The following is a 25,417-nucleotide window of genomic DNA, read 5'->3' as shown; positions in this document are numbered from 1 at the left end:
GGGCGCGGGCGCGCCCGGTTTCATGCCTCATCCGCATCTTCCTCTAACGCCAACGTCTCTTTACGCACTCGCTCGATGTGGATGGTTAGAAACATGCGCTCCTCTGCTGAGAGCGAGTACAGGTGTTTCTGCTGAATGTGTTGATCGATCTTCATCGCACACTGATACGCGATGGGGTACTTGTCGCGCACCACGTCATGTAACGACTCATCCTCACTGCACACGCCGCGTTTACCCAGCATTCGCTGTGCGAAAAACTTCAGGTGATTGACGAAACGGTTATAGCTCAAGCTGTCGGTGCGATAGTCGAGTTGCAGTCGATATTTAACGATATGCAGGATCTCCTGCATAAATTGTGTGACGTGGGAAACATCGGCAAAGTCACTGCCGAGCTGGGCGTTAACCAAGTGCAGGGCAATAAAGCCGGCTTCATCGTCGGGTAAATCGACACCGATGCGTTTTTTAATCAACGCCAGTGCCTCTAGACCTAGCGCAAACTCCTTGGGATATAAGGTTTTAATCTCCCACTTCAGCACATTGCGGATCGGCACGCCTTGTTGATGGCGTTCAATGGCAAAATGGCAGTGATCGCATAGCGCAATCGACAGGCTCTCATGCAGCGGTTGCCCCAGTTGCTGACGTGCATGCGCAATGATCAGTTCGCTGGTGGTGATCACCTCTAGCGGGATATCAGACAGCAATTCGCTGAGCCGTCCAGTTAACGCATCGCTTTGCAACGCAAAGACTTTCTCAATCTGCTGGGGATCGAGCACATCGCCCACGCGTTTTTGAAAAGCCAGCCCGCGTCCCATCACCACTTGTTCTTTGCCGTTGTCGCCCAGTACCACCACGACATTATTGTTGAGGATTTTCGCGATTTTCATTTTTATCGGCCCTGAAAAAGAAAAAACCTGACCCACCGGGAGGACGGCGTGTCAGGTTTTGCCTGCGTTGCACGCAGTAACAATCTGGCAGGATCATAAGCGGCTGCGTGATTCCGACAAGCGAGATAGCCGTGATATGTGATTTACATCATGTTTTTACGCCATGGCAGGCTAAGCGCAGTAAAGAATACCCGGGGTTAAAAGCGTGCTTTTGCCAAAACTTGCCGGCGCATGATGCGCAAAATAGCTAGGAATAGCGAAACGTAAAGAGACTGTTTGCATGGCAAATCTCCTGCAAAGGGCGTGGAGCGGGCATTTGCACCAAATCCGGGCGATATGTAAGGGGTTTCGTAAGGAAATCGTAAGGAAATGATCAGGTTTTCATTAAAGGTTTGCCTTAAGTCGCCGATAGTACCGTAACGTCAAAATAACAGGAGTTACGTGCATGACCGGGATATCAACTTTAGGCATCGGTTCTGGGATGAAGTTGAGTGACACGCTGGACAAATTGACCAGCGCGGAAAAGCAATCTTTAGCGCCAATTTCAAAGCAGCAATCGGCTGCGACGGCAAAGCTTTCGGCTTATGGCTCGCTTAAAACTGCAATTCAGACTTTTCAGACGGCTAACACCAAATTAAAAGATGCTGCGCTATACACCTCGACTTCAACCGCATCGAGCTCTACAGCGTTTAGTGCCGATAGTGATGGCAATGCGTTAGCCGGTAAGTACACCATTAGCGTGAAGAATCTGGCGCAATCGCAAACGCTGACCAGTGAAAAAGGCACCGACGTAAAAGCGGCAATCGGCAGCGATGCTGCCTCACGCACCATGAAATTTGTCACCGCAGATGGTAAAGAAAAGAGCATTACGCTGACGAAAGACCAGACATCACTCTCAGCCTTACGTGACGCCATTAACAAATCTGACGTAGGCATCAGTGCGAGTCTAATTAAGGTATCAAGCACCGAGTTTCGTCTCTCTTTGACGTCTACCGCGACCGGCACTGACCATGCAGTGAAATCCCTCAGCGTGTCGGGGGATGATGACCTTAATCGCTTTATTGGTTTCGATGCGGCAGACCAGACCAACAGCGGTATGAAGCAGAGCGTGGAAGCGCAAAATGCTAATCTGACCGTCAATAATGTGGCCATTGAAAGCAGCAGCAATACGATTACTGAAGCGGTAGAAGGGATCACACTCAAGCTGAATGATGAAACCTCTGGTAATCAGACACTCACGGTGAGCAAAGATACCAGTAAGGCTAAAAGTGCCATTACTGAATGGGTCAATGCCTATAACTCGCTGCAAGACACCATGAGTAATTTAACCAAGTACACCCCGGTGGATGCAGGCAAAGACCCTGACAGCAAAAACGGTGCGTTACTGGGTGATGGCACACTACGAAACATTCAGACGCAGTTGAAAAGTATTCTGGCCAATTCATCGGGCTCTACCGTCTATAAAACTCTGAGCCAAGCGGGTATCACTACGGACCCTACCAACGGAAAATTAAAGCTCGACACGGACAAGCTTTCCAGCGCGCTGGATGTCAATCCAAACGGCCTGCGCGAAATGTTCACGGGCGATGGTAAAAAATCGGGTGTAATCACCGTGATGGATACGACCTTGAGCGCCTTCCTGAGTAGCAAAGGCGTGTTGCAGGGGGCAACCGACGGTATCAGTAAAAAACTGAATCAACTCACCGATCAATACAATACGGCCAGTAAGCGCATTGATGACAAAATCGCACGCTATAAAACCCAGTTCACTAATTTAGATAAGATGATCAGTACGCTGAATAACACCAGCAACTACCTTACCGAACAGTTCGATAACTCCAATAGCAGCAAAAAATAACCTCTCTTTCAATCGGTGTCAGGACGCATTCGTTGAGTCCTGACACCGATTATTTTACATTCGCTAAATAGATAAGTGATTGCTAATGTGTAAGGGTGTCTTTTTCACGGAGCCAACCCATGCATGATAGCCACTCTGAAGCGCCTCAGCCGCCCGCCGCTGCACCGCTTAATTCCTCGTTGATGGAACACCTGATCGACGCCCGTAAGATCTTCATCACCGGAACCGTCGATGAAAAAATGGCGAAAGAGGTGGTGCAGCATTTACACATTCTTGCAGCCATCAACAGCCTACCCATTACCCTTTTCATTAACTCTCCCGGTGGTCATGCGGAATCCGGTGATATGATCTTTGATGCTATCCGCTTTATCGCGCCAGACGTGATTATTATCGGTTCAGGCTGTGTCGCCAGCGCCGGGGCGCTCATCTATGTGGCGGCCAAAAAGGAGCATCGTTATGCATTGCCTAACACACGCTTTCTGCTGCATCAGCCATCCGGCGGCATGCAAGGTCCGGCCAGCAATATGCAGATTTACAGCAATGAAATCGTGCGCATGAAAAACCGTCTTAACCTCATTTTTGCTGACGCCACTGGGCAGCCAATCGAAAAAATTGAGCAGGATACCCAGCGTGATTTCTGGTTGAGTGCGGAGCAGGCGGTGGAATACGGTTTAGTGCACAACGTCATTGTTTCCGAGCATGAAATTGCTGCACATTATCTTGCTGAATAAATAAGCAAATGCTAATGTCATCGACATGATTGAAAATGCGATATTCAAAGCACTGGCGGATCCGACCCGCCGTGCCATATTTGAAAAGCTGTCGGTGGGGCGCATGAATGCCACGGCGTTGCGCGACGGGATGGAGATCAGCCAATCGGCGATGTCTCAGCATCTTGCGGTGTTACGTGGTGCTGGGCTGGTGCGTGAAGAGCGGCAAGGGCGGTTTGTGAACTATGAAGTCGACCCGGTTGGCATGACGTTTCTGGTCAACTGGCTAGCCAAGTATCGTGCGTTTTGGCCGACACGCATTGATGCCCTAAAGAGTTTGCTGAAGGATATGGACCAATGAGTGAGGTCGAGACAACTATCGAACGCGTTGAGGAGTATCAACTGGACGCGCCGCCGGAGAAAGTGTGGCGCGCCATCAGTATCGCCGAATACCGGGAAGCCTGGCTGCCCGATGCGGTTTTAGCTGATGCTGAACCCGTTGCCTGTGAACCTGGCAAAGCGATCCATTATCGTATGCGCGATGACACGCCCCCCTATCTGGAGAGCGAGGTGGCGTTTATGATCGCGCCAGATAATGCCGGTGGCACCTTGTTGACCATTGTGCATCGCCTGAGCGATCCGCGCCTGCAAGCAGCCAACGATGGATTCAGTCCACTCATGCTGGCCGCCTAGCGCCTGGCAGAATGGGTTAATCATTGAGAGCGGCATCGGTTTTAGGTTGCTCAGCGATCAAGCGCCTACTCTGATACCTTGCGCGGCCTGAGGGCCGCCCCAGTTAAACCGATTGATCAGCCTTTTTGAGGTATCGAGAACCCGCCGCACCTGCACACACTAACGCCAGCAGCACCATCACCAGCACTGGTAACATCGCCATGCGCAGACCCGCGTGTTCACCAATAAAGCCCAAGCCCGGCGGTCCCACTAGAAAGGCCAGATAGCCAAGTGTTGCAGCGATGGTCACACGAACCGCGCTGTTTTGGCCGTCGCCCGCAGCGGAGACGGTCAGAGGGAAGCCAAGCGATGCGCCAATTCCCCAGAACAACACCGCCGCTGCCGCCAGCCATTGGTTGTTGGAAAAAATGACCATTGCCAGGCCCAAGGCGGCTGAGAATGCGCTGGCACGTAATACCAGAACACGCCCCACGCGATCCACGACATATCCGCCAAGGAAACGCCCAACGGTCATGCCCGCAGTGAAACCCGCGTACACCAGCGTGCTTTGCGTGTGATTGAGATTATGACCATCGATCATCAATAACGGCAGCCAGTCATTGGCAGAGCCTTCCGCCAACGCCATGGCCAAAATTACCACCCCAAGGATGAGCAGTTGACGGTCGCGCAGCTCTCGTCCAACTTGCGCCAGAAAACCCCCGCTGTGATCCTGTTCATGTCGTTCGCTGCCGCTGGTGGCGGGTAAATGACGCAGCGCAGTGGAGACGATCAGCAGGTTCACCAGCACCACGGCGGCAAAGTGCCAGCTAATGCTGATATCTGCTGCCGTCATAGCAAGACCTGACAGAGCGCCAATCAGCGTACCAAAGCTAAAGAAGCCGTGAATGGTGGTCATAATTGACTTGCCGATCAGCCGTTCAAAGGCTGCGCCTTCAACGTTTATCACCACATCGATTAACGCTGTCCCTCCGCCCAGTAACACCAGGCTGGCGAACACCCCGTAAGCGTTATGCAGGAGTAGGGCAGCTAACATGACGGCGACACCACTCAGCAGCAGCACAAAGCCATAACGCATGACACGGCTGGTGCCACAATGCGCGATTAATTTTCCTGCCAGCAACACGCACAGCATGGAACCACAGGAAAAGCCGAACAGGATAAGGCCCATCATCTCGGTGGAGGCATGCAGAATGTCACGCATAAAGGGCGTGCGGCTAACCCATGAAGCCCAGGTGAAGCCGGGTAAAAACATCAGGCCGTAAATCGCCCATTTGCCGCGTAGCTGTTGCTGTAAATTCATCGTTTCCCTTAGTGCCTGGAGGCATTACCTGCGGGCAAGGGTAACAGAAACCCTTCCTGCGCGCGCGGCGCAGGAAGGGGCAGGGCTTAAAAACTCTGCCAGTCGGCGTCGTTCACCACGGTTAAACGCTGAGATTTTGGCTGTGAGATTTTACGCAGAACAGGCTGTGGAACATCAATCGCATCGCTGACATGGAATTTGCCCACCAGTTGATTCAAGGTTCCCGCTTGTTCCTGCAGTGACTGCGAGGCTGACGCGGCTTGCTCGACCAGCGCGGCGTTTTGCTGGGTGACATCATCCATCTGATTCACGGCTTGTTGAACCTGCACAATGCCTTGACTCTGTTCAACAGCCGCCGCAGCAATTTCACCAACCAACTGGCTGACCTGATGAATGGCATCATTCATCACGTCCATATTGCGGCCGACATCGCTGGCCTGATTTGCACCGGCTTCGGTCAATCGGTGCGACTCTTCAATCAATACTTTGATCTCGCGTGCCGCATTGCTTGAACGCTGTGACAGGCTGCGCACTTCACCCGCGACCACTGCAAAGCCTTTACCGTGCTCACCCGCGCGTGCCGCTTCAACAGCAGCATTCAGTGCCAGAATGTTGGTCTGGAAGGCAATACCTTCAATGATCGAGACGATCTCCGTGACTTTGCGTGAGCTGCCGCGAATGTCATCCATCGTCGATAACATGGTGGTGAGCGCTGTACCGCTCTTCTCGGATAACTCGCTGGCGTTGGCTGCTAACTGGCTCGCCTGGCGGGTGTTATCCGCTGTCTGACGGACCGTTTCACTCAGTTCTGTCATGCTGGCAGCGGTTTGTTCCAGCGAGGCCGCTTGCTGCTCAGTACGTGCTGAAAGGTCTTCGTTACCTGCTGTGATTTGCACGGAAGCACTGCTCACCGATTGTGACGCTTTGCGCACGGAGGAGAGTGCGTCTGAAACACGCTGCATCAAAATATTGAATGAGTGCGCCATATTGCCGACTTCATCGCGACGGCTTTCATCTGCGCTCAATGTCAGATCAAGATTCTCGCTAGCGGATAACATCACCTTGCCCACTGCGCTTAAGCTGCGACGAATACGCATGACGGTAAACAGCGAGAACAGGCCGAAAATCACCACGGTCGCGACAACACCCGCAATGGTGGCCCAAAAGACGAAATGAAAGGTGCTTCGGTTGGTGGCACGCAATTCATCACCAACGGCAATATTCAACATGAGCTGTTTTTGATAATCACTGATCATTTGACGAATGGCAGCGCCGACGCCGCTGTTGCCTTCCATCAAACCTAAACTGATTTCATCTTGATGCGCGCGTGAGGCAGCTAAAAAGGCTGGCAACTGCGCGACAACATTTTGAATGTTATCAAAAGCGACCTGAGTTAAACGCTTGTCCTCATCATTGGAAATGTCGTTTGCCTTGTAGTAATCGGTCAGTGCTTTCAATCCATTGATTTGTCCGTCAATTTGTTGCTCAACGGCGGGCATATTGCTGTCATGAATTTGGCTTTGATGCTTATACAGCGTCAGTGCCAGTTGGTTACTTTGATCGATGAGTTTGCCAAGGTCCTTAATGGAAGGAATGGCATTGGTTTGCACAAATTCAAAACGGTCCTGAAACCCAGAAAGCAGTGAGATAGCAAACACGGCTTGCAGGATGATGGCGCCAAACAGCATGGTGAGGGTCAGTAAAAGACGTTGGGAGATGTTCACTTATTATCCTTAATCTAAAAGCACCCCTGGCTTAAGGAAAATCAGGGAATAGGGCAGATTAATAACCATCGGCAGATTGTGAGATTTAGTTAATTTTTTTTTATGAAGGGGTGGTGCACTGCGAGTAAACCGTTGTGAGATTGTGACGCATTTAACCGAAGTCGTGGATCATTTCAGTGCCAATAAAATTTAATGTGACAGACATGTATGAATCTTATCAACGGAGATGTTGAAGCAATGCCGTAATGATTACTATAATAATCATTACGGATTTTAGGGGCAGGGAATGGGGATTTATGTGCATAAGCGGTTTGACAGGAGTTTCAAGAAAACAAAACTATTTGATGCCGATTTGTGCAACGCTGCTGCTGAGGTCAAAAGAGGAGAGTTCGAAGCTGATTTAGGCGGTGGTGTTATCAAAAAGCGTATAGCGTTGAAGGCTGGAAAGAGCGGTGGGGCGCGTTCGGTGATTTTCTTCAAAAGAGGAAACACGCTATTTTTTTATGATGGCTGGTCCAAGGGCGAGTTGAACAAGAAAAACGCCAAGGAAATTGAAGATGATGCGCTGACTGCTTACAAAATTCTCGCTAAGGGTTATTTGCAGGCGAGTGAGGCCGATCTGCTTCAACTCAAAAATAGAGGGACTTTTAGAGAGGTAAATTGTAATGAAAACGACGTCAGCGACATTGAATGAGATGCTTGAAGATGCTGAAGAGTTGCGCGCATTAGGTTTAATCTCTGGTGAAGATGTCGAACAAATTAAAACGCGCATCTCAGCCAGTGAATACCGCAAACGCGTCGCTGCCGTACATGATATGACCGGGCAGGAAATCAAACGGATGCGAAACCAGTATGGTTTAACTCAGGCACTATTGGCTTATACCTTGGGAATGACGGTGGATAGCGTTTCGAAATGGGAGCGCGGAGAGATCAAACCAAGTGGTCCAGCATTACGTATTCTCAATACCCTTGCTGCCAAGGGGCCAGATGCATTTGCGGTTTAAAAAGGGAAGCTGCCGTTCAGCTTCCCGCATAATGAGTTAAGGCCGTCTAAATAGCGCCATGCTGCGTCCTTCCAGCTCGAAATCTTTCTCTTTGGTGATGACGAGACCTTTTTTAGCGGTATCGGAAGTGGTGAGTTCCAGTACCCAGCCGCCTTCACCGAATTGTGGAATACGGAAGGGCACATTGCCTTCAAACGGATTGAACAGCATCAGCACATCGTGCCAGATGCCCTCTTCAGTCTGGAGATCGGGGCGACCAATATAGACGCCAAGTGTAGTGCCCTCATCCCACTGTTCAGCTTGCTGGAAACCGCCGCCAGCGTTGAACCACTTGATATCCATACCATCGCGCCAGTTTTCACGTCGCAGTAGCGGCTGTTTGGCGCGCAAGGACAGCAGGTGACGGGTAAATTCACGCAGCGCGTCGGCAGATTCTGGCAAATTCTCCCAGTGCAGCCACGAAATTTCGCTGTCCTGACAGTAGCCATTGTTATTGCCCATTTGGCTGCGGCCAAACTCATCGCCCGCCAGCAACATCGGTGTGCCGTGTGAGAACAGCAGTGTGGCAAGGAAATTGCGTTTTTGTCTTTCACGCACTGCATTGATACCTTCGTCGTCGGTAGGGCCCTCTGCACCATAGTTGTAGGAACGGTTATCGTTGTGGCCGTCGTTGTTGTCTTCACCGTTGGCGTCGTTGTGTTTCTCGTTGTATGACACTAAGTCGTTCAGCGTGAAGCCATCATGCGCGGTTAAGAAGTTGATGCTGGCCCACGGGCGGCGTCCGCGCTGATCGTAGAGATCGCCGGAACCTAATAAACGCGCGGCGAAGTCGGTAGAGACGTTATCGCCTTTCCAGTATTCGCGTACTGTGTCGCGATATTTGTCGTTCCATTCGGCCCAGCCAGGTGGAAAACCGCCTACCTGATAACCTCCCGGTCCAATATCCCAAGGCTCGCCAATGAGTTTCAGTTTCGACAACACCGGGTCTTGCGTCATGGCGTCAAAAAAGCCGCCGCGTTGATCGAAGCCTTCGGGTTCGCGTCCGAGAATGGTGCCCAAATCAAAACGGAAACCATCGATATGCATCGATTCTGCCCAATAGCGCAACGAATCCATCACCATCTGCAGCACGCGAGGATGTGAGGTGTTGAGGGTATTGCCGGTGCCAGTGTCGTTGATGTAATAACGATGCTGATCGGGCAGCGTGCGGTAATAGGAGAAGTTATCGATGCCTTTAAATGACAAGGTTGGGCCGAGTTCGTTGCCCTCAGCGGTGTGGTTGTAGACCACATCAAGAATCACTTCAATCCCGGCATCATGGAAGGCGCGCACCATATCGCGAAAACCCTGAATCCCTCGCGGACCAAAATAGCGCGATGCCGGTGCAAAAAAGGCCAGTGAGTTATAACCCCAGAAGTTTTTCAACCCCTTATCCAGCAGATGCTGATCGTCGGGGAACCAGTGCACCGGCAGCAGTTCAACCGACGTCACCCCCAGGCTTTTAATGTACTCCACCGTGGCTTTATTGCTCATTCCGTCATAGGTGCCGCGCATTTCTGGCGGCACGGCCGGATTGAGCTGGCTAAAGCCTTTCACGTGCGTTTCATAAATGACAGTTTGCGACCACGGAATGTGAGGGCGCTTACCGTCCTGCCAGTCAAATTCGTTAGGGTCGATAACACGGCATTTCGGTGTGAAGGGTGCGCTGTCACGCTCGTCGAAGGTCAGGTCTTTATCTTCATGAAGCAGATCGTAGGCGAAATGCGCGTCATTCCAGTCAATGTTGCCGCGTAGTTCACGCGCATAAGGATCAAGAAGCAGCTTATTGGGGTTAAAACGATGCCCATTTTCCGGGTCGAACGGGCCATGTACGCGATAACCGTAAAGAGCGCCCGCAGGTAATCCTGGCACATAGCCATGCCAGATTTCATGGGTATATTCGGGCAGATCAAAACGCGCGATCTCATGCTGCCCACTCTCATCATAGAGACACAACTCAACACGTTCAGCGTGGGCTGAGAACAGGGCAAAGTTCACCCCTGCACCGTCATAGTTCGCACCCAACTGCAGACCCGAACCCGCGGTGATTTCCAAAGGCTTACCGTTAGACATTCATTCCTCTCCATCCAATGAACAGAAATACAGGTTGATGTGATGAACGCTTAGCTGGCAATCAGCACCAGCGGCGCGTAGTACGGCATGTTTTCCAGTGAAAGTTGTTCGTTAAGCGAGAGCATTTCGCCGCTCAACAGATTGCGATAGCGGCGATGTGCCAATGGCTCCGGTAATTGAATGATGGCTCGTGCCCAGCCTTGGCTGTTTAGCAGCAAACGGGGAACCACGACCAGCAACGTATCACTGCTGTCCTGCCTGGCATACGCGATGGCATGCTCTGCATTTTCACCCGTGGCATACAGCGGTTGGTAATCGCCAAAACGGAACAACTGCGGTTTATCCAGACGCAGATGCAACATACGGGCGATAACCTGCTGTTTGAGCGTGCCATTTAACCAATCCGTCTGCTGATTAAAATTCGGTGTATCCGTTGCGCTAAGCTGCTGTTGTAAGGTGGAAAAATCGGGCTCGCGGCGGTTATCAGGATCAACCAGGCTGAAATCCAGCGCTTCACTACCCTGGTAAATATCGGGTACACCGGGCGCGGTGAGTTTGATGACGGTTTGGGTCAGACTATTGATCAGTCCGGCGGTCAGGAAGGGTTGTAACGCTTGATGGAAGTCCACCAAAAACGCCTGATTGTGCGGTGAGAGCAGGTGGCGCGTATAGTCCAGCACCGCCTTTTCGTATTGCTCGTTGCCTTCAGCCCAATCGGTACGCAGTTTGGCCTCTCGCAGTGCTTTCTCAACAAAAGGAACAACACGTTCCTGCAGTGCGGCTAATCCTGCGGCATCTTGTGGCTGTAAGGTTGTGGGCCATGCGCCTGCCAATGCCTGATACAGCATCCACTCGACAGCGGGTTCAGGGGCAACGCCATCTCGCAGTGGCGTTATCTGTAATTGATGAAGATCACGCCAGCGCGTCACATGCTCAGCCCACAATGCGGGGGCTTCACTGAGTGTATAAAGGCGCGCACGGGCATCTTCGCCACGTTTAGTATCGTGTGTTGAGGTGGTAGAGATGCCATCAGGTTGGCGCTGAAGACGGGTTTGCATCTCTTGGTGAAAATGTTGCAACGAGAAGGGGTGCGGCAACGGTTCTGCGCCCACTTCATTGATCGCCAGCAGCACGTGATTGCGGAAAAACAGGGTATCTTCGACGGACTTCGCCATCAGCGGGCCGGTAAGCTGTTGGAAACGCGAGCGGAATTCAGCAGCGTTCTGCTCGCTGTGTTCAGATAGCGCCCCCAGTAATACGGCTTGCAGAAAGCTCAGGGCAACGGGTGACGCACTGAACTTCACCTCCTCCAGCACCCGCTGCAGCAACTCTTCTCCCGCCAACGTCATGCCAGCGTGGCGACCGTATGTGCGATAAACAGGGAAGGCAATCAGCATTTCTCTCAGCGCAACATGCAGTTCCGCTTCGCCAAAATTACGCTGTTCTTCGCCAGCAATATCGGTGGCTAATGCCAGCAGGCGGGCAAACTCACCGGCAAAATTGCGATCCACCATTAATTCACGTGCCGCCCGCAAACCCGCTCGAAGGTTGTTTCTCTCTTCCGTCGCGGCTTCGTAAGCGAGGTGTAGCGCATCAATCTGTGTGTCGTCGATTAAGGCATGAGACAGCGCTGCGATAAACTCATAGCCGGTGGTGCCAGAAATCGGCCACTCTGCGGGGATCTGTTCCCCTTCGGCCAGAATCTTCTCCACCGTAATGTAGCAATCTGGTCCCGCGGCCTTGCGCAGACGTTGCAGATAGCCTTGCGGATCGGCCAATCCATCAATGTGATCGACACGTAATCCACTCACTGCGCCATGGTGCACCAATTCCAGAATCAGCGCGTGTGACGCGTTAAATACGTCTTCATCCTCCACGCGTATCCCCACCAAACCGGTAATCTCAAAAAAACGGCGGTAGGAGAGGTTTCTTCGTGCATCGCGCCAGCTGATTAACTGCCAGGGCTGCTGTTGATGCAGTTCGGCAATGGCTTCATGGTCGGTGATGGCCAGCACCTCATCAACCCGATTTTCCCAGCTGGTCGGCGTCAGGGGGTAGAAGCTGTCGTAGTAAGCCATGACTGGACGGCCAGTTTGTGGATGGGGCTTTACGCTGAGCTCATTATTTTGTAGTACCCGGTCAAAGTCGTCGCCCAGGAACGGAAGGGTTAAACGGCGTGACCAGTCGATATCAAAGTAGCGGGCATAGCGGCTGTGCTCACCCTGTTCAATGACATCATGCCACCAGGGGTTTTCCAGCGATGCGGCCATGTGGTTTGGCACAATATCGAGAATTAAACCGAGGTGTGCCTGCTGCAAAGCGGCAGACAGGCGATCAAACCCTTCACGTCCACCGAGTGCGGGATCGATCTCATTGGCATCGGTAACATCATATCCGTGAGTGGAATCACGGGTGGCGGTGAAGATGGGCGAAGCGTACAGATGGCTAATCCCCAGACGTTGCAGATAGGGGATGAGTTCGATGGCGCGGTCAAACGTCATGCCATTACGAAACTGAATACGGTAGGTGGCGGAAGGCACAGTCATGCGGATACTCCCGTGTTCAGACGAACGACAATGGTGTGTTGTGGCAGGGACGCACTTTCCTGTGGCCACGCAAAAATGGTTTCACCGGGCAGAGCAGGAAGGGGTTGTGCAGTTTTACCGATATTGAGGGCTATTGACAGCTCTCCAGCCGGGAATGACCAGCTTACCGCCACAAAGCCTTTGGCAGTTTTCACTACCTTGCCACTGTGACCCGCAGCCGAACCCAGCAAAGGTACAATGTGGCGCTGGCGCAACTGCAACAGGCTCTGTGTGAACGCTAGCCAGGCTTTCCCCTCAACGCTGTGCGGTTTATTCCAGTCGAGTTTAGAGCGAATAAAGGTCTGTTCATCGTTAGGATCGGGCACGTCGCTATCATGCCCAGCGTGGCCGGTGAATTCGCGGGCACGTCCCTCGCGTACGGCTTTGGCGAGATCGCCGTGGAAATCTGTGAAAAATAAAAACGGGTTGGTTTCGCCAAACTCTTCTCCCATAAACAGCAATGGGATATGCGGTGACAACAGTAAGGTGGCGAGTAGCACTTTGGTGCGTTCTGTGCCAGCCAGCGTAATCAATCGATCCCCTTGCGCCCGGTTACCGACCTGATCATGATTCTGGATGAAATCGACAAAGGCCACCGGCGGTTGCCCGGCACTCGGTACGCCACGCCGCTGACCACTTTGCGGGGAGATTTCGCCCTGATAGGCAAAGCCTTCAGTCAGAATGCGTGCAATCAGTTTTTCCGGTACGTCGGCAAAGTCCTGGTAGTAGGCGTGGGTTTCACCGGTGGCAAACACATGGATGGCGTTGTGAAAGTCGTCATTCCATTCGCCGGTAAACAGTGGCGCGTTACCCTGTTTGTCTCGTGGGTGCAGGAAGGTCACGTTGCGGCAATCTTCCGTGGTGAGATGGATGGGTCGGTCGGTGATGTCACGGCGGATGCGTTCAGCAATCTCAATTAATGCATGCTTACTGGAGCTATCTTCGATCTGGTCGATAGCATCAAAACGCAGACCGTCGAGATGAAACTCTTGCAGCCAGTAGAGCGGGGCTTCGATAATGTAGCGGCGTGCGGCATCCACATCGTAGGCGATACCCGCGCCCCAAGGCGTCATACGCTCCTGGTGGAAGAACGCGGGTGCCAGCAGCGGCAAATAATTGCCTTCTGGACCAAAGTGGTTAAGCACAATGTCGAGAACCACCGATAAGCCATGCGCATGCGCGGCATCAACGAACGCTTTGAAATCATCCGGCGATCCATAACTGGCTTGCGGAGCATAAAGCAATACGCCGTCGTAACCCCAGCCGCGGGTTCCACCAAATTGCGACACTGGTAGAACTTCGATCATGGTGATGCCCAGTGCTTTTAATTCCGGCAACTTTTTTATCGCCGCCTGGAAGGTGCCCTCCGGGGTGAAGGTGCCGATATGCAGTTCATACACCACGGTTTCTTCCCAGGGCCGGCCGCGCCAGTTTGGGTGTTGCCATACGTAATGGCGAGGGTCTATCACCAGTGAAGGGCCATTCACCGCCGATTGCTGTGCGCGGGATGCAGGGTCGGGCACTAAAGTGCCATCGGCGAGCAGGTAATGGTATGGCGTTCCATGAGCAATGTCGCTTAGTTGTAGCTCATACCAACCCTCACCCATCGCGTGCATGGGATGGTCACCCTCAGCGATGCGCAGTGTAATTTGCTGCTGGCCGGGTGCCCACAGACGAAACAGCACGCTGCCATCTGCCTTAATCTCCGCACCCCAGGATTTCTCAAATGATCTGAATTCCATTCAATTGCCTCGTTAAGCCCACGCAAGGGCAATGGACGACATCAAGCGGTAAGCGTTCCGTTAAAAAATGTATGGCGTAAAGTGGGACGGCTCATCAGGACTGAGAACAGATCATAGTCGATATTTTTGCCTTTTCAGGCGGGTGCAGAAGGGAATTCGGTGGGTTTCGGAAATTACCGGAGCGTTGCGCTTCGCTAATTGGGGCAGAAAAACGATGAATCAGGGAGGATGTTCGGGCGTACCTTGGCACGCCCGAACACCAGTCATGGCCTAACCTAATAGCCTTAAGCCGGTTTTTGCTGCTGAATTTTACGGCCACGCTGTTTGCGCAGTTTATCGATCAATTTATGCGCTTCCGCTTTGGTGGCTACAGCGGGTGAAGAGCCTTTCAACGGCTTACGCGCGGTCTCACTCAGCGTTAAGACGGTAATCAGGCCTATGACGCCCGCTCCCATCATGTAATAAGCAGGCATCATCGCGTTGTGCGTGGTATCGACCAGCCAGGCGGTGATCAAGGGAGTCGTACCACCAAACAGTGACACCGATAGATTAAAACCAATGGCCAAAGCACTGTAACGAATATCGGTCACAAAAAGGGCTGGTAGTGTCGCTGGCATGGTGCCGCTAAAACAGGTATGGAGTAAACCTAATATCGCCAGGCCGGAAAATACCAGCATCATATTGCCGGAGCCAATTAACATAAAGCTCGGAATTGACAGCAATAATAAACCTAATGCCCCTAAGCCAATAACCGGTTTGCGGCCAATGCGATCGGTGAAATGCCCCCACATCAAGGTCAGTGGCATCATAATAAACATCACCACCATAACCAGCATCAGGCCGGATAATTCACTCAGCCCCAATACGCCGGTTAAATAACTCGGCATGTAGGCGGTCAGCATATAATTTGAAACGTTGAATAGCAGCACTAAACCAATGCATTTCAATAACGGTTTGCTCTGCTTACGCAGCATTTGGATTAAGCCCAGTTGCGGTTTGCTGTGCTCCAGTTCCTCGCGTTTATCCATATGTTCTTTAAAGGCGGGGGTTTCTTCCAGTTTAAGGCGAATATAGAGACCAAATAATCCCAGAGGCGCGGCCAGGAAGAACGGAATACGCCAGCCCCAATCCATCATCGCCTGATGCGGTAATATCGCGATCATACCGGTTACCAGACTGGCACCCAACAGGTAGCCCGCCAGAGTCCCGAACTCCAGGAAGCTGCCCATAAAGCCGCGGCGCTTATCGGTAGAATATTCGGCGATAAAGGTGGCAGCACCGCCATACTCGCCTCCCGTAGAGAAACCCTGCACCAGACGGGCGACCAGCAGTAAGATGGGCGCGGCAATGCCGATGCTGGCATAACTCGGAATCAGTCCGATGCAGAAGGTGCCAATCGACATCATGATCATGGTGAAAGCCAATACTTTCTGGCGACCAAAGCGGTCACCCAGGGGGCCAAATACCATGCCGCCAATCGGGCGGACTAAAAATGCGGCGGCAAATGTACCGAATGAGGCGATTAATTGTGCGGTATTACTGGCGCCGGGAAAAAACACCTGGCCAATTATCACCGCGAGATAGCTATATACGCCGAAATCGAACCATTCCATGGTATTGCCCAATGCAGCAGCGCTGACGGCACGTTTAAGTAATTTGTTGTCGATAACGGTAATATCATCAACGGTTAAGTTATTTTGTTTAGAAATCGTTCCGGTGCTCATAAACTCCCCATGAGTAAAATTGGAGCGATCTTATAGCTTTCGCAGCCGTACAATTCACTAATGGAAATGAAAGCTATAAGAGGCTGAAAGGCGGACACCTTAGGAAATATTTTTAAGATGTGCAAGTTTGTGACATATATCCTTGCAATTAAGCGTAGCGATGAACGAATAATCTGTCAAAGTGCTGAAGGAGTGAAATAAATGATTATAGGGCTGACGATGTTAATTAGATGGCTCACCACAATAATATGTGGTGAGGCTCACCCAGCCAGACAAATATGCTGCTCATAGAGCAACAGGCTATTTGAACATGGCACTCACGATGGAACAGAAAACGCTGCCGGTGGTGAAAGCGTGTTCAGTGACATTATCTTCCTGGCGAATATCAGCTAATCGCCTTAATGCCGCTTCCGGACTTGCTGCTTCAACTTCATCCGTCAGCTTTTCATAGCCTTGCGATATCAAAAGTACGGCGTTTTCAACGTCCGCTCTTTCTACGGTAGCAACCACCTGATCTTTACGATAGAAGATGTAATTTGGCATGGTCATTTTCCCGGTTAAGTGTGCAAATGCGGCTTTTTTCTTTTATTGCCAGCCACTTTATCAAATCCTGATGGATTGCGTTAAGACGGTTATCACAGTTGCGTCAGGGGCTGGCCTGAGGGCGTATCTACGGCGATGAAGGCTGGGGGGGAACGACCACCGAAGAGCGGTGGTCGATGGTGTTTACTGCTGTGGCAAGGTTGTCCAGAAGGTGCCCCGCAGCGGCACCGAAAGCCAGTCTTGCGTTACCGCGCGCAGTGTGGCGTCGGGGTCAATATCGCAGAACAGGGCCGGATGGAACATTTTCGCCATGGCTTCGACACCGATGAAATAGAGTGGACTATCAAAAAAGAACAGCCAGACGCCTCCCACATGCCCAGCTTTCACGGCAGGTAAGTTCGCGATTTCGGGCGTGCTAAGCAAATGCTTGCTGCTTTGAGCGACCTGTTGTGTTGTTGCGCCAGTGCCAATCTGCAAGCCTTCGCGACTCACTGCAGAACCCCCGCCCATTAAATAAAAGTCAGGGTTCCGTGACACAATATATTCCGGGTTGAGCTTGCCAATCGGCGCACTCAACAGATCGGTGCCGATATTGTGCCCACCCGCCGCGGCGATAAAATCACTCATATTGCCGGGACCTGAAGTGAAGCAGCAGTCACCTTTGCCGGGATTGAGATGAAAGAATACCGAAGGACGTGTGCTGACAGTAGCGAGCCGTTTTTTTACCTCGTCCATGTGCTGTTGCCAGAATGCAATCACCTTACCAGCCTGTGTGCTCTCGCCCAGCACCGATCCGAGCAGTTTCAGGCTGGGTACAGTATTCACCAAAGGTTTGCGGAAAAAATCCACAAATACGTAAGGAATGTGCGCTGCATCCAGCGCTTCCAGTCCCGGTGGAATGGGGCCATAAAGCGTGAAAATAACGAGGTCAGGCTTTGTCGCTATGGCCGCTTCCAGTGAAAAAGTACCGCTATTCATGGTACCCAGCACCGGAACATTGCGCGCCGCTGGATACTGCTGCTTGATAGCATCCCAAGTGGCGGGCGAGTAGCGTTGAAGATCATCTCCCCAGCCCACCAAATTGCGGAATGGATCTTTTTCCAATAGTGCCAGCGTAATGATGTGGCGGCTTTCGCCTAACACGATGCGTTTCGCTGGGCCCGGCAAGGTCACTTTACGTTGCAGCATATCTGTCACCGTAATCGAGGCCGACGCGGAGGACATACCAAACATCAAGCACAACAACGTGAGCAGCAGATAATTTTTCATGAGTGTTCTCCTTCACTTACCAACGGTACGAGAGAGTGGCGAGCAGTGAACGGTCGTAGCCGGTGCTGCAGGTGGTGGTTGAGCAGCTCACCCAATAATGTTTGTTAAACAGGTTATTGGCATTGAGGGCCACATTCACACCACGCAATCGCTGGCTGAGTTGGCCGAGGTCGTAGTGAATTGAGGCATCAACCAGGGTGTAATCCGGGACTTTTATCGTGTTGTTGGTATCCGCCCAAGTTGAACCTGAATAGCGAATACCGGCACCGAGCCCTAACGAAGCCAATGGCCCGCTCTGTACGGTATAGTGACTCCACAATGAGGCCATATGCTCTGGCATGGCGACAGGTGTTTTACCTTGTGCACCCGCTACGCTGGACTGAGTGGTTTCCAAATCGTTCCAGCTGTAGCTGGCCACTAATTTCCATTGATCCGTCAGGTTAGCGGTTGCAGATGCTTCAATGCCTTTAGAGGTGATCTGCCCGGTTTGTACACTGTTCAGTGAATTATTGGGATCAGTGGTGAGCACATTGTTTTGCTGCAAATCAAACCAAGCCAGCGTGAATAGCGCATCCATCATGACAGGCTGATACTTCACGCCCACTTCCCACTGCTTGCCGGTGGTGGGCTTATAATTTTCACCATAAATGTTGGTGCTCAGCGTAGGCGCGAAGGAGGTGGCATAGCTAACATATGGCGCCATGCCGCTATCGGTGATCCAACTCAAACCTGCACGCCAGGTGAAGCGTTGGTCATTCTGGGAGGTATAACTATCGCTCAGTCGATTTTTAGTGTTGACCGTTGCCCAATCCTGTCGCGCGGAGAGATCCAGATTCAGATGCTGAAACAGTGACAGGCTGTTTGAAAGATAGACGCCAGTTTCATTGGCATTCTGTTGTGTGCTGGTATACGCCGTGGGAGCAGAGAAACGGCCATTTCCGGTGGGGTTATAAATATCAATGCTGCTGGCACGACCGTAATCCAGCGTGTAATCCTCGCCGGTGTGGCGAAACGATAATCCGGCCACACTCGAACCCTGCACCGGACCGGCTTCCCATTGTGTTTTCAGGTTGTTATCAGTGGCAAAGATTTTTCCTCTGATCCTAAATGCGTAGGCCACGCGGCTTAACGTGCGCATATCAGCAGCCAGCGCCGACCCTGATAGGGTCTGTGTTGTGAGGTCCGTTTCGCTGTAGCGGCTGGCCGAGTGGAAAGTCCAACGATCGGCAAACTTATGATCCAGTTCGTAACCCAAATTTGTCTGGGTCATGTGGTTATCAAGGTTGGTGCCATCAAGATAACTGTTACGGTTGACCGGCCCGTTGGGATTGCTAAGCAAAGTGCCATGAAGCGGCAGGAATGGGCGAGGTGGGCCAAACTTGTTGCGGTTGACCGAGGCGAGTACCGTTAAGGTGGTATCGGTATCAGGGCGCCATGTCAAAGAGGGGGCCAGATAGAGCGTGTCATCAGGTACGTTATTGAATTGCGTGTTGCTGTCCCGCGCAACGCCAACCACGCGATAGAGCAGAGTTTTGTCGTCATCGAGAGGGCCTGAAGTATCAAATTGGCCTTGCATACGCCCATGGCTGCCCGTTTGTAGCGCGACTTCATGCTGCGCAGTGAGTGTAGGGCGCTTGCTCATCCCATTAACAATGCCACCTGGCGATCCGGCCCCATACAGGAAGCCGCTAGGACCACGCAGGACATCCAGTTGCTCCAAACCGTAAGGTTCATAACGCACATAGGATTGTCGCGTGGTTGAGCGCAGTCCATCCAGCAGCGTGCCATTCAGCGTGGCATCAAAACCGCGAATGCTGAAATAATCAAAGCGTGACGAAATGGCGGTAGTGGAGGCAAAAACCCCCGGCGTATATTGCAGGGCTTGCGTGGTGCTCTGCACATTACGGTCATTCAGTTCGCCACGCGTAATCACCGAGACGGATTGTGGTGTTGCCAGAATGGATTGATTGGTGCGACTGGCTGTGCTGCTGGTTTGCGCCACATAGCCTTTCTCAGATGAGCTTTCGCCGTTAGTGTTGACGGTTAATGTTTCTTCCGCCATCACGCAATGCGCCTGAACCAGCAGGGCAAGACAGGTCAGTGGCGTGCTCCAGCGCGCCCGATTTTTATTATTGTTTTGCAAGGTATTCTCCCGAAATGAATCAGCCAATTTGTCGGCTGAAAGTGTGTCAGCGCGGGATTTTGTGAACAATCTGCAACCCTTTTGTTTGCCGAACTCTTTCTTTAGCTGGAAGGAAAAAAGCAAAAATAGACAGCGAGCAGCAAAACGCTTAGAGTGCAAATGAGAATCAATATCATTAATTGCATTGAGAGTAGGGTCATGCTACAGCGGGAAAATCGGGAGGTGGTGACGGAACCTCCTTTCCATGATCAGGTCACCTTGCTCAGCGGGGATATTGCATTAATGAGCGGAAGCGTCAGGCCGCAGCGGGCTATCTGGCAGGATGAACAGCTGTGTCTTGGGCTTAAAATCATCATTATTGAGAGTGGCGAGCTACTCTGCCGTTTCCCTGCGCAACAGGAACGGCATATCGCGGGGCCAGCCCTGTGTGCGGTATGGAATCAAGATCGAGCCGAAGCCAGCCAGTGTTTCCTGCCGGGCAAAGATTTGCGCTACAGCGCCGTGTCTCTCTCCACGCGTTCGCTGTCCCAGCATCTTGGTGCTGATGTCATGGAACAACTCGCGTCGGGTTTGCATCTCGACCTCGCGGCGCGCCCTAAAATGCGCATTCATTCCGCGCCCAAAACACTCAACGGCCTTCGTGCACAACTCTTTACCACGCCATTGCAAGGCTTGGCGCGTCAGCTGTATATGACCGGGAAAGCGTTGGAAATTGTGGCGCATACGCTCGATAGCCTGACAGCAGAAACGCAGCCAGCATTGCCGCGCTTAAATGCGAGTGATATCGCGCGCTTACATGATGTGAAACGCCTGTTGGCTGAGCACATTGATAAACCCCCTTCAATCAGTGAGCTGAGTGCCTTGGTGGGCATTAACACACGCAAACTGACCTCAGGTTTTAAACGTTTGTTTGATCAAAGTATCTATGGCTATCTGCAAACGTTAAGGCTGGAAACAGCATGGCGCATGCTTTCAACCGGTGAAGCCAGTATTTCATCGATTGCCTACAAAGTTGGCTACACACCCGCGCATTTGTCGGTGGCATTCCGCAAAAAGTATGGTTTTGCACCCAAAGAGATGCGCATTTAGCGCACAGGGTGAAGTCAATCTCTTCACTCCAGAATCTGGCCCGTGACTGATTAGCGCATCCAGTCCTCAATGAGTTGCGCATACAGCACTTCCGCTTCAGCCAGGCGACTTAGCAGGCAATACTCATCCGTTTGGTGCGCCATCGCCGGTTCCCCCGGACCAAGAATCACGCAAGGTGGATTGCCAAGCGCAGGCAAAAGCAGTGAGGCATCGGTAAAGTAGGGCACCACTTTGGCCTCAAGGGGCCGGTCGAACAGCGCTTGACAGTGTTGGAACACGGATTGAACCCACTGATGCGCTTCAGAACTCAGCACTCCAGGCAAATCCACCAGGGTGGTTAACGTGACCTCTGCGCCTAACAGGTCAGCGAGTCGTTGCCGAATGGTGGCATGTTCTAGATTAGGCGCACTGCGGATATCGACATCGAATGCCGTTCGGTCTGGCACCGAATTAATGTTTAACCCGCCCTGGATGCGCCCCACATTCAACGTGGGGTGCTTCATCAGCGGGTGAGGCGCGCCGGGAGAAAAATGGCGGATTTTACCCAAGGCATCTGCCGCCAGATAAATAGCATTAATGCCCAGTTCAGGCATGGCACCATGCGCCGTTTTACCCCGCGTTTCACAACGCAGCCACAGCGCACCTTTGTGGCCGATTACCGGATAATTTGCGGTTGGCTCTCCTACGATCAATGCGCCGATATCAGGCAAGCTGCCAGCGTCAATAAGCGCTTTGGCACCATCACAGCCAGTCTCTTCACCCCCCGTGATGATCAATACCACACCGCGTCCCGCTTCAATGGCGGCTTTTTGCTGCACGCAGGCCAGCGCAAACGCAGCCACAGCCGCTTTCATGTCACTGGCACCACGGCCATAAAGACGGTTACCTTCGATATCGCCGCCAAACGGATCGAAGCGCCACGGCTGGTTGCCAAGCGGAACGGTATCCAGATGGCCCGTAAATGCCAGCGGTTTGCCAGCGTGTTGACCTGGCAGTTGGGCCACGAGGTTGGCGCGCCCCTCACCAAAGGCGGTGAGGGTAACAGTAAAGCCCTGCTCAGTGAGCCAGTTGGCGAAATAGTGCATGCAGTCGGCTTCATTACCCGGTGGGTTAATGGTATCGAAGCCCAACAAGCGCTGAGCTAATTCAAGGGACTTGGGTTGCATCAGCGGGGCTCCGTCAGCCAGTCGAGGCAATTAATCCACAATTGTCGATAACCGGGCCATTTTGAAAATTCTTCCGGCAGCCAATGGGCCGACATATCACTGGTCCAGGCAAGTGAACGACCATGTTGATATTCACGCACGGCCAGTAATGGATGTCCGGTACCGGCTATGGTGGCGAGGAGTTGACCTTCGGGCTGCATTTCCACCTCGTTATAACCCAGCAACCAAGGCCAGTCGGTGGGAATATCATCCAGAATTTTATGTGACATCGTCACTTCTGCATGACTGCCCTCGGGGGTTTCAATGCGATCGTCCCAGGCCAGGCAGCGCACCGGCAAGACTTTTTCCACTAAGGTATTACGGTAGCGCGCGCCGCCATTAATGCCCTGGAAGCTGTAATAACCGCCAATCATCATCAATGCACCACCGTCTGCCACGTAATCGTGAATCAGCGCCAAACGATTGGGCGTGCGTCGGCTTTTCAGCCAGGTATCTGGGTGTAGCAGCAAGGTGTTGGCGCCAATATCAGACAGGATAATCACATCCCATTGCTGTAATGCTTCCAGTGTCAAAGGGAATTCCGTTGCCGCGGCATGGGCAGGCATGTGTGTGATGGCGTATTCGCTCTGTTTTAAGGCCGCCATAAAATCCACCGCACCGCTGTGCCAGGTCGCGGTCGCAAATTGATCAAAGCCTTTTACATGGGTCGAGGTACTGGTCCAGGATTCACCGACCAGCAAAACGTTTTTCTGCATGACATCTCTCCGTTTATCCGCCAAATACCCGCTGCGGATTGGCAATCATTAAGGTTTCCAGTTGTTCGCCAGTGACACCATGGCGTTTCAGACGCGGCACAAAATGCTTGAGGATGTAGCCATAACCGTGACCGCCATAGCGCGTCAGCATGGTCTTGAGGAAAACATCCTGCGACATCAGGATCTGCTGAATGTAGCCATCCTCAATCAGCTCGCAGATGGCACGCGCATTTTCCTCATCGGAAGGGGATTGCGCAGATTCATCGGCGTAGTAATAGCTCATACCAATCATGTCGTACTCCAGAAACACCCCGCGTTCTGCCAGCTCGCGCTGATAGCGCTTGTCAGCAAAGCTAGGGTTCATATGGCACAGCACAACATGCCGCAGGTTCGCGCCTTCCTGCTCCAGGATATCCAGCACTTTGTGGCCGAGTCGCTCCCAACCGGGTAAGTGCACCTGAATCGGCACGCCGGTGGCCGCACTGGCGCGTCCAGCGGCGCGCAGTGATTTCTCTTCGTCTGGCGTGAAACGGCTGGAGATGCCGATTTCACCAATCAAACCCGCGATCACCTCCGGTTTTTCTTCGGCGCCACCGAGGTCATAAATCAGTTTGTCTGCGAGTTGCTCAACGCTGATGCTTTTTACCCATTCAGGATGTGAAGGCTCCAGATACAATCCGGTACCCATCACAATGTTTAAGCCCGTCAAACGTGCGATACGTTGCAAGCCTTTGGGGTCGCGACCAATGCCAATATTGGTAGGGTCGACCACGGTCTCTCCACCCAGCGCGCGATACTTCATCAATTCTTCGATGGCGGTATCCACATCAAAAAGCTGGCAGTTATCACGACTCATCAGAGGGTTGAGCGACAGCTCACCCAGGTTTTCCATTTTGACGGGCATCTCGGCCACGTGGCGTTCGCTGCAACAGCAGGGTGCCACCCATTTTCCTGACGCATCCAGCAGGATGTGTTCATGCATCAAGGTCACACCCATTTCTGCCAGTGGCAGCGGACCCAGCACCGTCATCACATGACCGCTGCTCACCCCGAGGGGTAACGGATCTGCGTGGCGAAATATTGATCCTTTCATGAGCTATCCTTTCGCGGCGGCGCGGGTTGGGTTGAGAATGCGGGTGTTGAGCCAGATGGCGAGAAGAATGATGGTGCCTGTCGCAATCTGGGTATAGAACGGCGAAATGTGCGACAAGATCAGCCCGTTCTGGATAATGGCAATAGACAGCGCACCCAACAGCGTGCCGATGACCGTGCCAAAACCACCGAACAAACTGGTGCTGCCCAATACCACTGCGGCAATCACCTGCAGTTCAAAGCCTTCGCCTTGGTTAGAGGAGCCGCTGCCGAGACGTGCGGTGATGATCATGCCCGCCAGTGCGGCTGCCATCCCGCTGATGATGTACACCTTCATGGTCACCGCTTTGGTATTGATACCACTGCGGCGCGCGCCTTCAGCGTTAGCCCCGATGGCGGTCACGTAACGGCCAAAACGCATGTGATTCAGTAGGATGTGTCCGGCGATTAAACAGACAATGCCAATCAGCGCGGGCATCGGTATACCCAGCACCCAGGCGCGACCCATAAAGGTAAACAGGCTGTCGGCGGGAACCGGAATCGAATAACCTTGGGTCACCAACAGTGCGATACCCCGCACCACGGCGAGGGTGGCCAGCGTGACGATAAAGGCGGGTATCCCTTCGAAGGCAATAAAGAAGCCATTGATCGCCCCCACTAAGCCCCCCAGCAGCAGCCCGCCGATCAGCACCACCGGCCACGGCAAACCCCAGTTGTTCAGCGCAATAGCGGAAAGCGCGCCGACCAACGCCAGCGTCGACCCCACCGATAAATCAATGCCGCCAGTGGTGATCACCAGCGTCATCGCGGTGGCGACAATCAGCAACGGTGCGCTTTGGCGAACGATATTCAGCCAGTTGGTGCTGGTGAGGAAATTACTGGTAATCAGCGAAAACACCACACAGCAGAAGATAAAAAACAGTGCAATGCTTACCACGCCGGAATGGTTATGTAGCAGGCGGCGAGGAAGTGAGTGCTGGATCATGCGGGAACTGCCTAAATTCATGATGCTCATCCTGTTACC

Annotated in this window: 21 protein-coding genes; 7 read left to right on the top strand and 14 right to left on the bottom strand. The window is 52.5% G+C overall.

Annotation, left to right across the window (positions count from 1 at the left end):
- Positions 1-20 precede the first annotated feature (20 nt).
- Entirely contained in the window at positions 21-884 is an 864-nt protein-coding gene (gene licT, locus F3J38_RS24900) for a BglG family transcription antiterminator LicT (RefSeq protein ID WP_167143407.1), read from the bottom strand.
- A gap of 445 nt (positions 885-1,329) precedes the next feature.
- Between licT and fliD the strand changes: the two genes are divergently transcribed.
- From fliD to F3J38_RS24880, 4 genes are all read left to right on the top strand, one after another.
- Positions 1,330-2,742, top strand: a complete 1,413-nt coding sequence (fliD, locus tag F3J38_RS24895) for a flagellar filament capping protein FliD (RefSeq protein WP_167143404.1) — start codon at positions 1,330-1,332, stop codon at positions 2,740-2,742.
- Positions 2,743-2,861: 119 nt separating this feature from the next.
- Entirely contained in the window at positions 2,862-3,473 is a 612-nt protein-coding gene (locus tag F3J38_RS24890; RefSeq protein ID WP_167143402.1) for an ATP-dependent Clp protease proteolytic subunit, read from the top strand.
- 25 nt (positions 3,474-3,498) lie between these two features.
- A complete protein-coding gene (locus F3J38_RS24885; protein WP_034822684.1) occupies positions 3,499-3,813 on the top strand; it encodes an ArsR/SmtB family transcription factor in 315 nt (104 codons plus the stop codon).
- Positions 3,810-4,145 carry an SRPBCC family protein gene (locus F3J38_RS24880; RefSeq protein ID WP_167143399.1) on the top strand — a complete coding sequence of 112 codons (336 nt, stop codon included), beginning with the start codon at positions 3,810-3,812 and terminating at the stop codon, positions 4,143-4,145. Before F3J38_RS24885 ends, F3J38_RS24880 begins: the two co-directional genes overlap by 4 nt.
- Before the next feature lie 103 nt (positions 4,146-4,248).
- Here the strand turns inward: F3J38_RS24880 and F3J38_RS24875 are convergent, their stop codons facing one another.
- Together F3J38_RS24875 and F3J38_RS24870 are read right to left on the bottom strand one after the other, a co-directional pair.
- Positions 4,249-5,445 carry an MFS transporter gene (locus F3J38_RS24875; protein WP_167143395.1) on the bottom strand — a complete coding sequence of 399 codons (1,197 nt, stop codon included), beginning with the start codon at positions 5,443-5,445 and terminating at the stop codon, positions 4,249-4,251.
- Positions 5,446-5,531: 86 nt separating this feature from the next.
- Positions 5,532-7,169: a methyl-accepting chemotaxis protein gene (locus tag F3J38_RS24870; protein ID WP_167143393.1), complete on the bottom strand. Its 1,638-nt coding sequence runs from the start codon at positions 7,167-7,169 to the stop codon at positions 5,532-5,534.
- Positions 7,170-7,455: 286 nt separating this feature from the next.
- On the opposite strand from F3J38_RS24870, the gene F3J38_RS24865 reads away from it, so the two are divergent.
- Positions 7,456-7,863, top strand: coding sequence for a type II toxin-antitoxin system RelE/ParE family toxin (locus F3J38_RS24865; RefSeq protein WP_167143389.1), 408 nt, complete (start codon positions 7,456-7,458; stop codon positions 7,861-7,863).
- Positions 7,835-8,173, top strand: a complete 339-nt coding sequence (locus F3J38_RS24860) for a helix-turn-helix domain-containing protein (RefSeq protein ID WP_240156073.1) — start codon at positions 7,835-7,837, stop codon at positions 8,171-8,173. The genes F3J38_RS24865 and F3J38_RS24860 overlap by 29 nt, the downstream gene beginning before the upstream one ends.
- A 36-nt stretch (positions 8,174-8,209) precedes the next feature.
- Here F3J38_RS24860 and glgX read toward each other — a convergent pair whose 3' ends face one another.
- From glgX to F3J38_RS24825, 7 genes are all read right to left on the bottom strand, one after another.
- Positions 8,210-10,285 (bottom strand): glycogen debranching protein GlgX, encoded by a 2,076-nt coding sequence (gene glgX / locus F3J38_RS24855; protein WP_167143386.1) that lies wholly within the window; start codon positions 10,283-10,285, stop codon positions 8,210-8,212.
- A gap of 50 nt (positions 10,286-10,335) precedes the next feature.
- Positions 10,336-12,831 (bottom strand): malto-oligosyltrehalose synthase, encoded by a 2,496-nt coding sequence (treY, locus tag F3J38_RS24850; RefSeq protein ID WP_167143383.1) that lies wholly within the window; start codon positions 12,829-12,831, stop codon positions 10,336-10,338.
- Positions 12,828-14,612: a malto-oligosyltrehalose trehalohydrolase gene (gene treZ, locus F3J38_RS24845; RefSeq protein WP_167143381.1), complete on the bottom strand. Its 1,785-nt coding sequence runs from the start codon at positions 14,610-14,612 to the stop codon at positions 12,828-12,830. The genes treY and treZ overlap by 4 nt, the downstream gene beginning before the upstream one ends.
- A gap of 284 nt (positions 14,613-14,896) precedes the next feature.
- Positions 14,897-16,336 (bottom strand): glycine betaine/L-proline transporter ProP, encoded by a 1,440-nt coding sequence (gene proP / locus F3J38_RS24840; protein WP_167143378.1) that lies wholly within the window; start codon positions 16,334-16,336, stop codon positions 14,897-14,899.
- Positions 16,337-16,636: 300 nt separating this feature from the next.
- Positions 16,637-16,879: a hypothetical protein gene (locus F3J38_RS24835; RefSeq protein WP_167143375.1), complete on the bottom strand. Its 243-nt coding sequence runs from the start codon at positions 16,877-16,879 to the stop codon at positions 16,637-16,639.
- Positions 16,880-17,062: 183 nt separating this feature from the next.
- Positions 17,063-18,148, bottom strand: a complete 1,086-nt coding sequence (locus F3J38_RS24830) for an ABC transporter substrate-binding protein (RefSeq protein ID WP_167143370.1) — start codon at positions 18,146-18,148, stop codon at positions 17,063-17,065.
- Positions 18,149-18,164: 16 nt separating this feature from the next.
- Positions 18,165-20,291: a TonB-dependent siderophore receptor gene (locus tag F3J38_RS24825; protein ID WP_205298402.1), complete on the bottom strand. Its 2,127-nt coding sequence runs from the start codon at positions 20,289-20,291 to the stop codon at positions 18,165-18,167.
- A gap of 225 nt (positions 20,292-20,516) precedes the next feature.
- On the opposite strand from F3J38_RS24825, the gene F3J38_RS28415 reads away from it, so the two are divergent.
- On the top strand, positions 20,517-21,380 hold the full coding sequence (locus F3J38_RS28415; protein WP_167143367.1) for a helix-turn-helix domain-containing protein: 864 nt from the start codon (positions 20,517-20,519) through the stop codon (positions 21,378-21,380).
- A gap of 50 nt (positions 21,381-21,430) precedes the next feature.
- On the opposite strand, the gene F3J38_RS24815 is transcribed toward F3J38_RS28415, so the two are convergent.
- Genes F3J38_RS24815 through F3J38_RS24800 form a run of 4 tightly spaced genes read right to left on the bottom strand, consistent with a single transcriptional unit; the run spans position 21,431 to position 25,399 of the window.
- Positions 21,431-22,546, bottom strand: a complete 1,116-nt coding sequence (locus F3J38_RS24815; RefSeq protein ID WP_167143364.1) for a M20 family metallopeptidase — start codon at positions 22,544-22,546, stop codon at positions 21,431-21,433.
- The gene (locus F3J38_RS24810; RefSeq protein ID WP_167143362.1) at positions 22,546-23,301 is read right to left on the bottom strand and encodes a glutamine amidotransferase; all 756 of its coding nucleotides are present in this window, start codon (positions 23,299-23,301) and stop codon (positions 22,546-22,548) included. The genes F3J38_RS24815 and F3J38_RS24810 overlap by 1 nt, the downstream gene beginning before the upstream one ends.
- 13 nt (positions 23,302-23,314) lie before the next feature.
- Entirely contained in the window at positions 23,315-24,394 is a 1,080-nt protein-coding gene (locus F3J38_RS24805; RefSeq protein ID WP_167143359.1) for a phosphotriesterase family protein, read from the bottom strand.
- 3 nt (positions 24,395-24,397) lie between these two features.
- Positions 24,398-25,399, bottom strand: coding sequence for an ABC transporter permease (locus tag F3J38_RS24800; RefSeq protein ID WP_167143356.1), 1,002 nt, complete (start codon positions 25,397-25,399; stop codon positions 24,398-24,400).
- Positions 25,400-25,417: the final 18 nt, after the last annotated feature.

The organism is Candidatus Pantoea formicae (genome assembly GCF_011752625.1).
In the GTDB taxonomy this organism is placed as follows: domain Bacteria; phylum Pseudomonadota; class Gammaproteobacteria; order Enterobacterales; family Enterobacteriaceae; genus Pantoea; species Pantoea formicae.
This window is presented reverse-complemented; position numbering and strand designations above follow the sequence as displayed.